Below are 14,386 nucleotides of genomic sequence, written 5' to 3' on the forward strand. Positions count from 1 at the left end.
CGTGGCACTTAGCTGGCCGGCGCCGCCGACAGCTTCGTACCCAGGTTCTCGTCCAGATACACAGTCGGGTTGTTGCCCGAGCCCGAGAAATTGAACATGTTCATGATGCTGCCCGCGGCTGCATCGAACGAACCGTTGCCAAGGCGTTGACCGCCGAGCCAGTTGTCTTCGATGAACCTGACCACGGAGGCCTGGGTGATCGCCGTATCGTCAACGAAGTTGACCTTCGCCCACGGCGACACCACGATAAACGGCGTGCGCGTACCCGGGCCGCAACGGCCGTTCACTGCACCGCCATTCACACCCTGCGGTTGAACCGCGCCCGTTGCCGTGCACTGGCCCGTACCGCTCAGGTTGTCGGTGCCGGCCACCGTCACGCCGCCCGCGGATTGCGCCGTGGTCGAATCGAACGACGAGTTCTTCGGCGCCATGAAGCGGTGATCGTACCAACCGTCCGAATCGTCGTAGGCGATGATCACGGCGGTGTTCTTCCAGTCAGGCTGTTGCTGCAAGAAGTTGATCACCTTCGTGACGAAAGCCTGCTCGTCGATCGGGTCCGAGTTGCCCGGGTGACCGTCGCTGATCGCCGGTGCCTTCAGGAAGCTCACCGACGGATAGTTGCCCGCCGCTACCGCAGTGAAGAAGTCGTTCGTATCGTACTGGTGGTGAACCGGCGTTGCCGTGTTGTCGAGCGGATCGGTCATGCCGATCACCGCCGTCGACGTCGGACGCGTGTGCGCGAGGTTGGCCGTGGTCGGGTAGTACTGGAACCACGCGTGATGCTGCACGTAGTCGGCCTTGGTCGCGTTCAGCACCTGCGAGAAGGTCGAGCGCGCGCAACCGGTCGTGCCGTTGGCATTGGTGGTTGTCAGGTTGAAGCCGCCCATGAAGCCGCCCCACGTGAGGCCCTTCGCGTTGAGCAGGTCGCCGATGTTCTTGTTGCTTGACGACATCGCCGCCGTTACCGTGCTCTTTGCCGCGATCGTGCAGGTGTCGCCGGTCGGATCCAGGTCGCCGACCAGCGTGAAGCCGCCGGTCGAATCCGGAATCGCGTTGGCCGAGGTTCCGCCCGTTACCACGACACCGTTGTTCTGGCCCGATACCACTTCAATTGCCCCAGGCGTCGACGGACCGTACGTGTCCGTATAGGCGTTCTGGTTCATCGCGAAGTTTTGCGCGTAGTTCCACATCGCCGTGACGGTGTTGCCGTCGAAGTAACCGAGCACCTGGCCCTTCGTGGCGAACGCGCCGGTGCTGCCGGCAATCGTCGAACCCGACGCCGTGAACAGCGGGAACGAGTCCATCGCGCCGCCGTTATACGCGAGCTGTTCCGCGGCATACGCGTGGTTCTGGCTCGACGTATTGGCTTGCGAACGATCGAGACGGAACGGCAGCAGATCGGCTGCCGGCAGGCCGAGGCCCGCAACCGTCACGGTGCCGACCGTGCGGCCTGCCGTGTTCGGCGAGGTCGACAGCGAGTTCGGGTTTGCGGCAATCAGGTTGTTGTTGCTGAGGTTGTTGACCGTCGGCGTGCCGGAGGCTGCCGTGAATTGCGGTTCGCCGACCGGGTTGCTGGCCTGCGGGTAGGTCGCGAAGTAGTGGTCGAACGAGACGTTCTCGCCGAAGATCACCACTACGTGTTTGATCGGCGTCGCCGTCGTGACGGCATCCTGCGCCGACACTGCGACGGCCGGCGACGATGCCGGTGTCGAGGCAGCCGCCGGCGTTGAGGCCGGCGTATTCACGTTATTGCTACCGCAAGCTGCGAGCGCAAGCATCGCGGCAAACGGGATGGGTAAGAGGGTTCTACGGAACATGTGACTGGCTCCAGATTCGACTTCGCCGTTCAGCGTTTCCAGTGATGCACGTGTGGATGTTCGCTGGGGATATTGTTAGAAATACAGCTAAGGTGTCTTACCGCTAGAAACAGCGCGCATTGAAACATCTGCTGATTAAGATTTCGGGGCGCGAACATTACGTTGGCTATCTGTTTGCATTCATTTGCATAACATTTCCTGTCTTGTTGCTGACGGTCTCTGTGATTTGCTGGCAATTCCAACCGCTGCATCTCGCGTGTTTCAATGCATTACTTTCAGTGCGAATCAAAGCGACAGATTTTTTCCGCTGCTGCGTTGAAGAAGAAACGGAGTCGCTTCTCGCTCCGACCCTTACTGGAGAAAGCCAAATGACATCGTTCAAACCGGTCCGCCTTCTGAGTTCCGTGCTGGCTGTCGCGATCACGTGCGCTGCCGCGCTGACGGCTGCGCCGGCCTTCGCGCAGGCAGTGATCATCGCGCCCATGGCGCCCCCGCCGCCGCGCGTCGAAGTGGTGCCGGCGCCGCGTGCCGGCTACGTGTGGGATCAAGGCCGCTGGCGTTGGGACCATGGCCGTTATGTGTGGGTGCCTGGCCACTGGCAGCCGGTTCGCGTCGGCCATCGCTGGGTGCCGGGGCATTGGGTGCAGCGTGGCCCTAACTGGCGCTGGATCGAAGGTCACTGGGCTTGAAGTCGGCGCGAGCCGGGGAGCCGCACGTCTTGAGCGAACGCGATCCCGATGCGGAACTGCTGGAGGGGGTTGCCCGGCAGGACCCGGCTGCGGTCCGCTCGCTTGTCGCGCGCAAGTTGCCGCGTCTGCTCGCGCTCGCCACGCGCATGCTGGGCGATCGCATGGAAGCGGAAGACGTGGCGCAGGAGGTCTTCGTGCGAATCTGGAAACAGGCTTCACGCTGGCGGGAAGGCGAGGCGAAGGTCGATACGTGGGTGCATCGTGTTGCGCTCAATCTTTGCTATGACCGGTTGCGCGGCCGCCGCGAAGTCCCGCACGACGACATGCCCGATGAGATCGACCCCGCCGCATTGCCCGACGCCGCCCTCGAAGCGCGTGCCCAGGACGAGCGCGTTCGCGAGGCGCTCGCCGCATTACCGGCACGGCAGCGCGAGGCGTTGGTGCTCAATTACTACCAGGAGATGTCGAACATCGACGCTGCCGCCCTGATGGGGATCACGGTCGATGCGTTGGAAAGTCTGCTGGCACGTGCGCGCCGCAATCTGCGCGCCCAACTGGCCGGCAGCGGCCTTAGCAAGGACAAGTCATGACGCCCGAAAGATTCCTTCAGATCGTCGACGCCTACGGTGCGGATCCGCGCCGCTGGCCGCAACAGGAACGCGCAGCGGCACAGGCATGGGCGGCGTCGCATCGCGCTGAAGCCGATGCGGTGCTGGCGGACGCCGCCGGCATCGATGCGTGGCTGGCGGCCGATCAGGTCGACCCGCCGGGCGCGGCGTTGCAGCAGCGCATCATCGGCAGCGCGCCGGTGCGACGGCCGGCTGTGCCGCGCAAACGCTTGTGGTGGTCGGGCGCGGCGGTGGCCGGTGTCGGACTGCTGGGCGGCGTCGCCGGCGCTTTTGCGGTGTCGTTTTTCGTGTTGACCGGGACGGTGCAACCGGTCCATGAGTCTTCTTATTTAACTTCGAGCTTCGGCGGGACCTCCGCCGATTGGAGCGGCGAATGAACGGCCGGTCGTGGAAATTCGTGCTGGTGGCCTCGCTGGTGCTCAATGTGTTCTTGCTGGGTGCGATTGTCGGTGGTGCTTATCAATGGTTTGCGGCGCATGGCGCGACCGTGCCGGCGCTGGAGCAGCAGCGCACGGCGTTGCGTTTCGCCGCCGAGCCGCTGCCGGCCGATCGCCAGAAGGCCTTTCTCGACGGGTTGAAGAGTGCGCGCCGCGAGGGTAAGCAGTTTGCCATCGAGGGCCGCGAAGGGCGTCGTGAAGTGTTGCGCCTGCTCGCCGCGCCGCAGTTCGATCGCGCGGCACTGGACGCAGCGCTGGCCCGCACGCGCGAGGCCGACAGCAGCTTGCGCGCGCAAGTGGAGGGCAGTGTGGCGGATTTTGCGGCAACGCTGTCGCCTGAGGAGCGTGTCGAATTCGCCGACAGCCTGAAGCTGCGCGGACAGTGGCGTGAACCGCAGCAGGCCGCCAATGCAAACAAGCCGGCGAAACAGCCGGCCAAGCAGGCCGCGAGTGAATCTTCGAGTGAAGCTTCGGGGGAATAAAAGAATATTGAGCGGGCGCGACGGATTTCATCGTGGCGCTCGTTTAAAGAAATATCCAACGCCGAAGAGGACGGTATGGCTACCTCACCGAACATGAATGCCGCGGCGATTGCACTAAACCGCTTCGGCCTTGGCGCGCGTGCCGACGACTCGCCGCCCGCCGACCCGAAGGGGTGGCTGCTCGCGCAGCTCGAGCAGTATCAGTCGCGGCCTGCCGCGTGGGCGAGCCAGCCTGATTCGGTGGCGCTGTCCACCGAGCTGATACAGCAGCGCATGCAGCTGAACCAGTTGAACCGGCAAAATCAACAAAATCAGCAGAACGTCGGCGAAGGCGCGTCCGCCAGCCAGGCGAATGCGCAGGCCAACACGCCAACCAACGGGCAAGCTAACACGCAATCTGCCGGGCAAGGCACAACAGAAGCCGCCGCGCAAACTGCTAAGCAAGCCGAACGAAAAGCGTTGCGCGGCGAAATTGTCGACATGTACCGTTCCTCGGTGAACGCGCGGGTCGCAAGCGCGCTCACCACGCAGACGCCTTTCGTCGAGCGGCTGGTCCATTTCTGGGCGAATCACTTCGCGGTATCCACGGAAAAACCCGCCGTTGCGGCACTGGCCGGCTCATTCGAGGCGGAAGCGATCCGTCCGCACGTGCTCGGCCGTTTCGAAGACATGCTGGTCGCGGTCGAACGTCATCCGGCCATGCAGTTGTTTCTCGATCAGCCGCGTTCGGTCGGACCGGACAGCATGGCGATCATGCGTGCCGCGCAGCGCAATCCGGACATCAAGCGCGGTCTGAACGAGAACCTGGCGCGTGAAATCATGGAGCTGCACACGCTCGGTGTGCGCAGCGGCTATAGCCAGGACGACGTTACCGAATTTGCTCGCGCGCTGACCGGCTGGAGTCTGGCCGGCAATCCGGGTAACCCTGGCAACCCGCGTCGGCAGGACCTGCAGCCGAACGCCGCGCCGGGCACCTTCGTGTTTCGCGCCGCGCTGCACGAACCGGGTTCGCGAACCATCATGGGGCGCCGCTATGACCAGCCGGGCGAAGAGCAGGCGCTGGCGATCCTGCACGACCTCGCCAGCGCGCCCGCGACGGCGCAGCACATCGGCGGCAAGCTCGCCCGTCACTTCGTCGCAGACAATCCGCCGCCGGACGTGAGTGAGCGGCTGGCGAACGCGTTCGAGCGCAGTGGGGGCGATCTGCCGACCGTGTACCGAACTTTGCTCGACATGCCGCAGGCGTGGTCGCCGGTCGCCGTCAAGTTCAAGACGCCGTGGGAATGGACCATTTCTTCGATGCGCGGGCTTGGCTGGCAGGACATAGGCAACATGCAGGCCGCGCCTATCCTCACGCAACTCGGGCAGCCGGTATGGCGCCCGGGTTCACCCGCCGGCTACGACGACATTGCCGCGAGCTGGGCGGCGCCCGATGCGCTCGTGCGCCGGGTCGAAGTGGCGCAGCGCTTCGCGTCGCGGGTCGGCGACCGGCTCGATGCGCGTTCGCTCGGCCAGACCTTGCTGGCCGGTTCGCTCAGTGCGCCGACCGCCACCGCTGTGTCGCGCGCCGACAGTGCGTCGACGGCGATTGCGCTGCTGCTGGTCTCGCCGGATTTTCAACGGAGATGAATGCCATGTTTTCACGCCGCAAGTTTCTGAGCATCGCCGCTGCGGGCGCGGGCGCGATTCTCGTGTCGCCGCAGATCGCTTTTGCCAGCGTCGCAACCGACCGCCGCTTCGTGTTCGTGATCCAGCGCGGTGCGGCCGATGGCCTGAACATCGTCGTGCCGTACGCCGAACCCGCCTACGCGACCTTGCGCGGCGCGCTCGCGATCGACCCCGCGAAGGCGACCCGGCTCGACGGGACCTTCGCACTCCATCCCTCGCTCGTGCAGACCGCCGCCATGTATGCGGACCACCAGGCGCTGTTCGTGCACGCGGTGGCGTCGCCATATCGCGACCGTTCGCACTTCGACGGGCAGAACGTGCTGGAGACCGGTGGCACGTCGCCGTATCAGATGAAGGACGGCTGGCTGAACCGGCTCGCCGCATCGATGCCAGCTACGAAGGAGAACGCGATCGCCTTTGCGCCGACGGTGCCAATGGCGCTACGCGGCAAGGCGGCCGTCACGTCATACGCGCCCTCCGGGTTGCCGCAGGCGCCAGACGATCTGCTCATGCGAGTCTCGCAACTGTACGACCAGGACGCGCAATTGCGGCCGCTATGGGAATCGGCCATGACCGCCCGCGGGCTTGCCGGCGACGCCGGCACGCGTCAGGACCCGGCGAGCCTCGGCAAGCTTGCCGCTGGTTTTCTGTCACGCGACGACGGCCCGCGGATCGCGATGATCGAAACCGGTGGCTGGGACACGCACACTGCGCAGAACGCGCGCCTCGCCAATCAGTTGAAAGCGCTCGATACGATGCTGGCGGCGTTGCGCGACGGCATGGGGCCGTTGTGGAGCAAGACGACCGTGGTGGTGGCGACGGAATTCGGCAGAACCGCCGCCGCCAACGGCACGGGAGGCACCGATCACGGCACCGGTTCGGTGGCGATGGTGCTGGGCGGCTCAGTGGCAGGCGGGCGCGTGCTCGCCGACTGGCCCGGCCTGAAACCGGGCGACCTTTACCAGGCGCGCGACCTCAAACCAACCCTGTCGCTGGATGCGCTGATCGCCGGCGCCGCAAGCGAAAGCCTCGGACTCGATCCGCAACGCACGGCCAGCACGCTGTTCGGCGAGAGCGGCGGCACACGGCCGATGACAGGGCTCGTGCGCGCATAACCTCAAAAATCACCAGGGAGAGAAAATGAAAATCCAATCGACTATCCGCGCCGTATCGCTTGCGGGTCTGTGTGCAGCCTTGTTGTCAGCCTGCGTCGTCGAACCGGGACGGCCGCCGCAGCCGGAGCCGATCGTCGAGGTCGTGCCGGCCGCGCCGGCCCCAGGCTATCACTGGGTGAAGGGCCACTATCGCTGGGAAGGCAATCATTGGGCATGGGTGCCGGGACACTGGGTGGGCTGATCGCGGCACTGCGCGTGCTAATTCCTGAATACGAATTGGGCACGTAATTGGGCACGTAATACGTCGATTGGGCGCCATCGCGCCCGCGTGACGGTTCCAAATACCAGGACAAGGCCAGGACGACAGGCACCGCCGCAGATTCACGCTTGCGGCGCTACCCATCGCAACCTGTCATCAATGATCGATCGGTCGTGAGGCGCGATTAACCGCCACTGCCGCCTTGCGTGCCGATCGTCAGCTTGTTGTTCACCGATTTCACGCCCGCAACGCCCTTGGCCACTTCCTCCGCTTGCGGGATCTGCGCGCCGTCGGGCACCGATCCGGTCAATGTCACCGCGCCGCCGCGAGCCCGGACAAATACGTTCGACACATCAAAACCCTGCGCTTTCGCCAAAGCCTTGCGCACGTCCAGACCCAGCTTGCGGTCCACCTTCTTGACGACTTTAGGATTGGTACCCGGCGCCGCCATGGTGCCGGACGCCATCGCATCGCTCGACTGGGCATAGGCACTGGACGCCGTCGCCACACACAATGCGATGCCGAGCGCCTTCAATAGATTGACTGTTTTCACGTTTTCTCCATTCCTCGAAAAGTTGATTTCGAATCGTTGCATGCAAAAAACCACGCGCCTGCAAGCACTTTGCCGCCCGCATGGAGCACCCTGTCTTGTAGAAGAGTGACGCCGTGAAGCTCCCAGCGCGCTTAAACAATACTCCAGCAAACGCGCCCGTGTTGAAAAAACTGATCCGGCCGCCCGTCGCCGGATTCGCCTATCATGGCGACTTCGATCATCAAAAGCGCACCGAAGATGTCTGATGGCGTACAGCAACAACTACACGAACCACGCACGAATGCGGCTGCATCGTCGATCGATTACGGCTTGTGGGCACTGACCTTCAGCTACGTGCTCAGCCAGTTTTTCCGCAGCTATATCGCGGTGATCTCCACCCAGTTGATTGGGGATTTTCATTTCTCGCCGCAAATGTTCGGCTGGTTCGCGGGCTCGTTCTTTCTCGTGTTCGCGATCGCGCAACTGCCGGTCGGCATCATGTTCGACCGCTATGGCGTGCGCGGACCCACCGCGCTGCTGATGGGCATCGGCGCTGCGTGCGCCGGGATCCTGTCGATGACAGCGAGCGCAACCGTTGCGCTCGTCGCGCAAGCGGGCATCGGACTTGGTTGCGCGCCCATCTTCATGGGGCTCCTCAATTACGTATTGCGTACCGGCCACGGCACGCGCAATGTGCGCGCCGTCACGACGGCGAGTGCGATCGGCATGGCGGGCGCGTTGCTGGCCGCGTTTCCGCTGAGCCGGGCCACGGCCAGCTTCGGCTGGCGTCCGGTGATGGTCACGGCTGCGCTCTCCATGCTATGCGCGACGCTTGGGGTCGTATGCTTCGTGCGGCGGCGCGATGCCGCCGCACATGAGCAAAGCCTCGCCGCGTCGCGACACGCGGCAGGCGCGGCGAAACGGTACACCGGTTTCTGGACCTTGATGCCGGCCTGCCTCGCGCTCTCGGTCGGCAGCACGTTCCGTACGTCATGGGGCGGCCCGTATCTTGCTGACATCTACGGCTTCGACGTCATCGCGCGCGGCAATGCAATGACTGTCACCAGCGTGATCGGGATCGCCGCATCGTTCTGTATTCCTGTGGCCGTGCGGTTCTGCGCGCCCAAGCTCATTTCGCTGTTGTGGCTGATCGCCGGCGTGCTGGCGGCGCTCGTGCTCGCCGTCAGCCCGGACGGCAACTGGGTCGTCAGTGTCGCGTTGATATGCGTGTTGTTCTCGGTCGGCTCGATCCATCCACTCGTGATGTCGCAAGCGCGCGCCATCATTGCGCCGCACCGGATCGGGCTTGGCCTGGGTCTGCTCAACAGCCTCGTTTTTCTCGGCGTGGCGCTGACCAGCAGTTGTTTCGGCTGGATCGCGGGTGCCGCAAAACAGGCCCATCTATCGAACGCGGGGATTTACGCGGCGCTGTTTGCGGTGACCGTCGTGCCGCTCGTGATCGGCGCGGTCATTTATTTTTTCAGCCCGGTAGTGGTCGCGCCGAAAGAAGAAGCCTGAGCGACGCTTTGCGGTTGTCTATAATTCCGCAGCCCGGATCACCCTCGATCTGGGCCACGGTTTGTCCTTCAGATGGTGCCGTTTCGCAGGAGCGCGTTTCATTTTGAGCAAAACCAATCACAGCCCGATCGATAATCCGGCGGACGGTCCGAGCACCGGTGAAGCTGCGCCAACACCCGTTGCATCCGCCAGGGCAAATACAGACCTCGCGAGCCGGACCGCGCACGAGGCGCACAAGGACGACCGGCATTTCGTCACGGCACTCGCGCGCGGGCTCGAGGTGCTGGCGTGTTTTCGCTCAGGCGACAAATCGCTGAGCAATCAGGAACTCGCGTTGCGCTGCAATCTGCCGAAATCGACGGTATCGCGCCTGACGCATACGCTCACGCTGCTCGGCTATCTGATTCATCTGAAAGAGAGCGGCAAATACCGGCTTGGCACGGCTTCGCTTGCGTTGGGCAGCGCGATGCTGGCGCGGCTCGATGTGCGCAAGATCGCCCGGCCGGTGATGCAGGAATTGGCCGACATCGTCGGCGCGACCGTATCGTTAGGGACGCGCGACCGGCTCTCGATGATCTACGTGGAAAATTGCCGGGCCTCGGTTGCGCTCACGCTGACGCTGGAAGTCGGTTCACGTATTCCGGTCGCCACGTCGGCGATTGGCCGTGCGTGGCTCGCCGCGATCCCGGAACACGATCGTCTCAGCTTCATGGAACAGGTGCGTGAGCTCGATCACGTGGCGTGGCCGAAAACCCGCCGCGGCATTGAGAATGCGCTCGAAGATTACCGCACGCTCGGCGTGACGACGTCGTTCGGGGACTGGCAGAAAGAGGTGAACGGCATCGCGCGCGCTTTCCAGCCGGGCGGCGAGCTGCCGATCATGGCGATCAATGTCGGCGGCCCCTCATTCAAGCTCTCGAAAGAATTCCTGCTTGAAGAAGTGCGGCCGCGCCTGATCGACGTGGTGACGCAGCTGGAAATCGCGCTGTCGCATTGATGGGGATGAAGCGGCATCGAGAGGCGCATCGAGCCGCAGCACTCAGAACCACGTGGGCGCCATCGTGAGCGTCGTATCGTCCAGGCCTCGCAGTGTCCAAAGCATTAGCGAAACACGCGGCAATTCCCAACGGAAGAACCACTGGCACGCATGCAGCTTGCCGCGATAGAAGTCACCGTCGGCTTCGCTCGTGGCTCCCGGTAGCGCGGCGCTCGCAACGATCGCCTGCCGCAGCCACGTCCACGCAATCACGATATGGCCGAACGCTTCGAGAAAAGCATTCGCGTTGGCGAGCGCGCGTTCGCTTTCGCTTTCGCTGGCCAGCGTGGGCAATAAGGCTTCGACCGTACTGGTCAATTCGCTCCATGCCTTGCTGAGCGATTCGGCATGCACTTGCAGCGCCGGATGAGCGCGCGCCGATTCAACGCTACGGTGGATTTCGCGCCCCAACTGCTTGAGCGCGGCACCCTGTTTCATCACGACCTTGCGGCCGAGCAGATCGAGCGCCTGGATACCGTGCGTGCCTTCGTGAATCAGGTTCAGGCGGTTGTCGCGGTAGAACTGCTCGACCGGATATTCACGCGTATAGCCGTAACCGCCGTGAATCTGGATCGCCAGACTATTTGCTTCAAGGCACCACTGCGACGGCCACGATTTCACCACCGGTGTCAGCAGATCGAGCAGCAGGCTCGCTTCGGCGCGCGCGGTGTCGTTCTCGCCGGTGTTCTGTTCGTCGACGAGGCGCGCCGCGTACAGGCACAAAGCATAGGCGCCTTCGACATAGGCCTTTTGTGCGAGCAGCATGCGGCGCACGTCGGCATGTTCGATCAGCGGCACTTGCGGATCGAGCGGGTTCTTGTTGTCCGGCCGCCGCCCTTGTGGGCGTTCGCGCGCGTAATCGAGCGAGGCCAGATAGCCGCGATAGCCGAGCATGACCGCGCCGAGACCGACGCCGATCCGCGCCTCGTTCATCATGTGGAACATGTAAGCGAGACCGTTGTGCGGTTCGCCCACCAGTTCGCCGATGCATTCGCCGCGTTCGCCGAACGACAGCATCGTCGACGTGGTGCCACGCCAGCCCATCTTGTGAATCAGCCCGGCGAGCGCGACGTCGTTGCGCGCGCCGCGGCTGCCGTCGTCATTCACGTGGAACTTCGGCACCGTGAAGAGCGAGATGCCCTTGACGCCCGGCGGCCCGCCGGGAATGCGCGCCAGCACCAGGTGGACGATGTTCTCGCTGAGTTCGTGATCGCCGCCGGAGATGAAAATCTTGTTGCCGCGGATCGAGTAGGTGCCGTCTTCATTGGGCGTCGCACTGGTGACGAGATCCGAGAGGCTCGATCCCGCTTGCGGCTCGGTTAGCGCCATGGTGCCGAATGCCCGGCCTTCGAATAACGCCTGCAGATACTTGCGCTTTTGCGCGGCGCTGCCGAAGCGTTCGATTACGTTCGCGTTCGCCGTGGTCAGCATCGCGTAAGACGAGGTAGCGATGTTGGCGCTCTTGAAGAGCGACAGGCACGCGAAGGAAATCACCGAGGGCAACTGCATGCCACCCCATTCGTAGTCCTTTCCTGCGGCGAGGAAGCCTGCGGAGCGGAACGCGTCGAGTGCGTCCTTCACCTCGGCAGGCATCGTGACGCGTTGACCGTCGAATTGCGGTTCGTGCTCGTCCGAGAGGCGGTTGTGTGTCGCGAACTTTTCGGCGGCGACCGCATGGGCGGTTTCGAGTGCCGCGTTGAAGGTCTCGCGGCTATGGTCGGCGTGGCGCGCGCGCTGCGTGAGCGTCTCGGCCTCGAGCACTTCGAATAACTGGAATTCCAGATCACGCGAGTTGATGATCAGCGCATCTTGCATGGGAGAAGACCCGTCCAAAGGTGAGCCGCTATGCAGCACAACTACGCGAAGCGCGCGGAAACCCACGAAATCGCATAGACGCGGCTCGATTGAAAAGTGCGGTATTCGGGTAAGTCCCGATGACCCGCCCATCGACGATGCGTGTCAGTTTAAATCAAAAGTGAATGAGCGTGCTTTTATTTACAGGCTGAATTTCGGCACGTATGATGGTCAGCAAATCTGGAATAGAAGTCTGCATTGCAGAACAACCTGGAGGAGCGGCGTAATGTCTGTGAAAGACCTGTTTCAACTGGACGGCAAGGTTGCACTGATCACCGGAGGCTCGCGCGGGCTCGGCCTGCAAATGGCCGAAGCGCTGGGAGAAATGGGCTGCCGCGTGGCGATCACCGCACGCAAGGCCGAAGAACTGGCCGAAGCGAAAACACATCTGCAAAGCCGGGGTATCGAGGTGCAGACCGTGGTTAACGATCTGCAGCGCTTCGAGGGGATTCCCGGCCTCGTGGATGAAGTGCTTGGCGTGCACGGCTGCGTCGACATTCTCGTGAACAACGCGGGCGCGACATGGGGCGCACCGGCTGAAGATTATCCCGACGAAGCGTGGCACAAGGTGATGAACCTGAACGTTCATGCGCCGTTTTTTGTCGCTCGGGAAGTCGGCAAGCGCAGCATGATTCCGCGCCGGGCCGGCAAGATCATCAACATTGCGTCGGTGGCGGGTCTGAAGGGTTCGCCGCCCGGCATGAACACGATTGCGTACAACACGTCCAAAGCCGCGGCGATCAACTTCACGCGGGCGCTCGCGGCGGAATGGGGCAAGTACAACATCAACGTCAACGCAATCTGCCCGGGTTTTTTCCCGTCGAAGATGTCGGCAGGGTTGCTCGACAAACTCGAAGACACCATCGTGTCGCGCACGCCTTTACAGCGCCTCGGCGGCGACGAGGATCTGAAGGGCCCGGTCGTGTTCCTCGCGAGTGAAGCGTCGCGTCATATCACGGGTCAGTATTTCGCGGTGGATGGCGGCTCGATCATCGTCTGACGCATCGGCTGACTGAGCGGTTCCGAGGCGCAGCGCGAGAACCCAGGCGCGCTGCGTTCACGCACAAGAAGAAGGAGACACCGCATGGATTTTCAGCACTCGGACAAGGTCAAGAGTTTGCAGCAGCGCCTGAACGCTTTCATGGACGAGTACGTGTATCCGGCCGAGGCGATCTTCGAAGCACAGATGGACGCCGCGCGTGAGTCCGGTAACCGATGGCAGCCCGCGCCGATCATCGAGGACTTGAAACAGAAGGCGAAGGCCGCAGGATTGTGGAACCTGTTTCTGCCCGAGTCGAAATACGGTGCGGGGCTCACCAACCTCGAATATGCGCCGCTGTGCGAAATCATGGGGCGCTCGCATATCGGTGCGGAGCCGTTCAACTGCTCGGCGCCGGACACCGGCAACATGGAAACGCTTGTGCGTTACGCCACGTCCGAGCAGCAACAGCAATGGCTGTTGCCGTTGCTGGACGGCACGATCCGCTCGGCCTTTGCAATGACGGAGCCGGACGTGGCCTCGTCGGATGCGACCAATATCGAAGCGCGCATTGAACGCGACGGCGACGAATACATTCTGAACGGCCGCAAATGGTGGACCTCGGGCGCGAACGATCCGCGCTGCAAGGTCCTCATCTTCATGGGCAAGTCCAATCCGGATCACACCAACCGGCATCAGCAGCAGTCGATGATTCTGGTGCCGATGGGCACACCAGGCGTGAAGGTACTACGTCACCTTCCGGTATTCGGTTATGACGACGCCCCGCACGGTCACGCGGAAATCTCCTTTGAAAACGTGCGTGTGCCGGCCAGCAACATGTTGCTCGGTGAGGGCCGTGGCTTCGAGATCGCACAAGGGCGGCTCGGACCGGGGCGTATCCATCACTGCATGCGTTTGATCGGACGCGCTGAGCGCGCGCTCGAATCGATGTGCCGCCGCTCGCTGGACCGTGTAGCGTTTGGCCGGCCGATCGCCGACCAGGGTGTCACCCGCGAACGGATCGCGAATTCACGCATCATGATCGACCAGACGCGTTTTCTGGTGCTGAACGCGGCGCACAAGATGGATACGGTCGGCAACAAGGACGCGCGTCAGGAGATCGCCATGATCAAGGTGGCCGCGCCGAACATGGCGTGCCAGGTGATCGACTGGGCCATGCAGGTGCACGGCGGCGGGGCGGTCAGCGACGACTTCGGCCTCGCGCGCGCGTACGCAAGCTCGCGCACGCTGCGTTTTGCGGACGGGCCCGACGAAGTGCACCGTAACGCCATCGCAAAGATGGAGCTTGGACGCCACCTCGGGCGTTTGTGAAACCCCTGACTTTCCGGATTCCTTTGGTTCACTAATCCG

General features: G+C 63.2%; 14 protein-coding genes. 11 read left to right on the forward strand and 3 right to left on the reverse strand.

Features of this window, described 5'->3' with window-relative positions:
- Positions 1 to 8 precede the first annotated feature (8 nt).
- On the reverse strand, positions 9 to 1,817 hold the full coding sequence (locus PQQ96_RS05445) for an alkaline phosphatase family protein (RefSeq protein WP_408289781.1): 1,809 nt from the start codon (positions 1,815 to 1,817) through the stop codon (positions 9 to 11).
- A 368-nt stretch (positions 1,818 to 2,185) separates the two neighbouring features.
- Here PQQ96_RS05445 and PQQ96_RS05450 point away from each other — a divergent pair, with 368 nt between their 5' ends.
- The 7 genes from PQQ96_RS05450 to PQQ96_RS05480 all read left to right on the forward strand — a co-directional run bounded on the left by PQQ96_RS05450 (position 2,186) and on the right by PQQ96_RS05480 (position 7,078).
- On the forward strand, positions 2,186 to 2,506 hold the full coding sequence (locus PQQ96_RS05450) for a YXWGXW repeat-containing protein (protein ID WP_408289783.1): 321 nt from the start codon (positions 2,186 to 2,188) through the stop codon (positions 2,504 to 2,506).
- A gap of 29 nt (positions 2,507 to 2,535) precedes the next feature.
- Positions 2,536 to 3,096 (forward strand): RNA polymerase sigma factor, encoded by a 561-nt coding sequence (locus tag PQQ96_RS05455; protein ID WP_408289785.1) that lies wholly within the window; start codon positions 2,536 to 2,538, stop codon positions 3,094 to 3,096.
- Positions 3,093 to 3,512, forward strand: coding sequence for a hypothetical protein (locus PQQ96_RS05460; RefSeq protein ID WP_408289786.1), 420 nt, complete (start codon positions 3,093 to 3,095; stop codon positions 3,510 to 3,512). Before PQQ96_RS05455 ends, PQQ96_RS05460 begins: the two co-directional genes overlap by 4 nt.
- Positions 3,509 to 4,054 carry a periplasmic heavy metal sensor gene (locus PQQ96_RS05465; RefSeq protein WP_408289788.1) on the forward strand — a complete coding sequence of 182 codons (546 nt, stop codon included), beginning with the start codon at positions 3,509 to 3,511 and terminating at the stop codon, positions 4,052 to 4,054. The genes PQQ96_RS05460 and PQQ96_RS05465 overlap by 4 nt, the downstream gene beginning before the upstream one ends.
- A 75-nt stretch (positions 4,055 to 4,129) precedes the next feature.
- Positions 4,130 to 5,683, forward strand: a complete 1,554-nt coding sequence (locus tag PQQ96_RS05470; protein WP_408289790.1) for a DUF1800 domain-containing protein — start codon at positions 4,130 to 4,132, stop codon at positions 5,681 to 5,683.
- Between the two features lie 5 nt (positions 5,684 to 5,688).
- Positions 5,689 to 6,837: a DUF1501 domain-containing protein gene (locus tag PQQ96_RS05475; protein ID WP_408289791.1), complete on the forward strand. Its 1,149-nt coding sequence runs from the start codon at positions 5,689 to 5,691 to the stop codon at positions 6,835 to 6,837.
- Positions 6,838 to 6,862: 25 nt separating this feature from the next.
- Complete coding sequence (locus PQQ96_RS05480) at positions 6,863 to 7,078, forward strand: YXWGXW repeat-containing protein (protein ID WP_408289793.1); 216 nt, start codon at positions 6,863 to 6,865, stop codon at positions 7,076 to 7,078.
- Between the two features lie 202 nt (positions 7,079 to 7,280).
- On the opposite strand, the gene PQQ96_RS05485 is transcribed toward PQQ96_RS05480, so the two are convergent.
- On the reverse strand, positions 7,281 to 7,649 hold the full coding sequence (locus tag PQQ96_RS05485) for a BON domain-containing protein (protein WP_408289795.1): 369 nt from the start codon (positions 7,647 to 7,649) through the stop codon (positions 7,281 to 7,283).
- A gap of 204 nt (positions 7,650 to 7,853) precedes the next feature.
- On the opposite strand from PQQ96_RS05485, the gene PQQ96_RS05490 reads away from it, so the two are divergent.
- Both PQQ96_RS05490 and PQQ96_RS05495 read left to right on the forward strand, forming a co-directional pair.
- Positions 7,854 to 9,146, forward strand: a complete 1,293-nt coding sequence (locus tag PQQ96_RS05490; RefSeq protein WP_408289797.1) for an MFS transporter — start codon at positions 7,854 to 7,856, stop codon at positions 9,144 to 9,146.
- A 103-nt stretch (positions 9,147 to 9,249) separates the two neighbouring features.
- Positions 9,250 to 10,143 carry an IclR family transcriptional regulator gene (locus PQQ96_RS05495; RefSeq protein WP_408289799.1) on the forward strand — a complete coding sequence of 298 codons (894 nt, stop codon included), beginning with the start codon at positions 9,250 to 9,252 and terminating at the stop codon, positions 10,141 to 10,143.
- A 42-nt stretch (positions 10,144 to 10,185) separates the two neighbouring features.
- Here the strand turns inward: PQQ96_RS05495 and PQQ96_RS05500 are convergent, their stop codons facing one another.
- Positions 10,186 to 11,997, reverse strand: a complete 1,812-nt coding sequence (locus PQQ96_RS05500; RefSeq protein ID WP_408289801.1) for an acyl-CoA dehydrogenase — start codon at positions 11,995 to 11,997, stop codon at positions 10,186 to 10,188.
- A 265-nt stretch (positions 11,998 to 12,262) separates the two neighbouring features.
- Between PQQ96_RS05500 and PQQ96_RS05505 the strand changes: the two genes are divergently transcribed.
- Positions 12,263 to 13,036: an SDR family oxidoreductase gene (locus PQQ96_RS05505; protein WP_408289803.1), complete on the forward strand. Its 774-nt coding sequence runs from the start codon at positions 12,263 to 12,265 to the stop codon at positions 13,034 to 13,036.
- A gap of 84 nt (positions 13,037 to 13,120) precedes the next feature.
- Positions 13,121 to 14,347, forward strand: coding sequence for an acyl-CoA dehydrogenase family protein (locus PQQ96_RS05510; protein WP_408289805.1), 1,227 nt, complete (start codon positions 13,121 to 13,123; stop codon positions 14,345 to 14,347).
- The last annotated feature ends 39 nt before the right edge of the window (positions 14,348 to 14,386 follow it).

The organism is Paraburkholderia sediminicola (genome assembly GCF_046027825.1).
Classification (GTDB): domain Bacteria; phylum Pseudomonadota; class Gammaproteobacteria; order Burkholderiales; family Burkholderiaceae; genus Paraburkholderia; species Paraburkholderia sediminicola_D.

What these genes read in the sequence shown, in the direction of transcription:
- PQQ96_RS05450 (WP_408289783.1), top strand. Translation starts at nt 2,186, where the DNA reads ATGACATCGTTCAAACCGGTCCGCCTTCTGAGTTCCGTGCTGGCTGTC.
- PQQ96_RS05500 (WP_408289801.1), bottom strand. Translation starts at nt 11,997, where the DNA reads ATGCAAGATGCGCTGATCATCAACTCGCGTGATCTGGAATTCCAGTTA.
- PQQ96_RS05505 (WP_408289803.1), top strand. Translation starts at nt 12,263, where the DNA reads ATGTCTGTGAAAGACCTGTTTCAACTGGACGGCAAGGTTGCACTGATC.
- PQQ96_RS05445 (WP_408289781.1), bottom strand. Translation starts at nt 1,817, where the DNA reads ATGTTCCGTAGAACCCTCTTACCCATCCCGTTTGCCGCGATGCTTGCG.
- PQQ96_RS05480 (WP_408289793.1), top strand. Translation starts at nt 6,863, where the DNA reads ATGAAAATCCAATCGACTATCCGCGCCGTATCGCTTGCGGGTCTGTGT.
- PQQ96_RS05470 (WP_408289790.1), top strand. Translation starts at nt 4,130, where the DNA reads ATGGCTACCTCACCGAACATGAATGCCGCGGCGATTGCACTAAACCGC.
- PQQ96_RS05460 (WP_408289786.1), top strand. Translation starts at nt 3,093, where the DNA reads ATGACGCCCGAAAGATTCCTTCAGATCGTCGACGCCTACGGTGCGGAT.
- PQQ96_RS05475 (WP_408289791.1), top strand. Translation starts at nt 5,689, where the DNA reads ATGTTTTCACGCCGCAAGTTTCTGAGCATCGCCGCTGCGGGCGCGGGC.
- PQQ96_RS05465 (WP_408289788.1), top strand. Translation starts at nt 3,509, where the DNA reads ATGAACGGCCGGTCGTGGAAATTCGTGCTGGTGGCCTCGCTGGTGCTC.
- PQQ96_RS05490 (WP_408289797.1), top strand. Translation starts at nt 7,854, where the DNA reads ATGGCGACTTCGATCATCAAAAGCGCACCGAAGATGTCTGATGGCGTA.
- PQQ96_RS05510 (WP_408289805.1), top strand. Translation starts at nt 13,121, where the DNA reads ATGGATTTTCAGCACTCGGACAAGGTCAAGAGTTTGCAGCAGCGCCTG.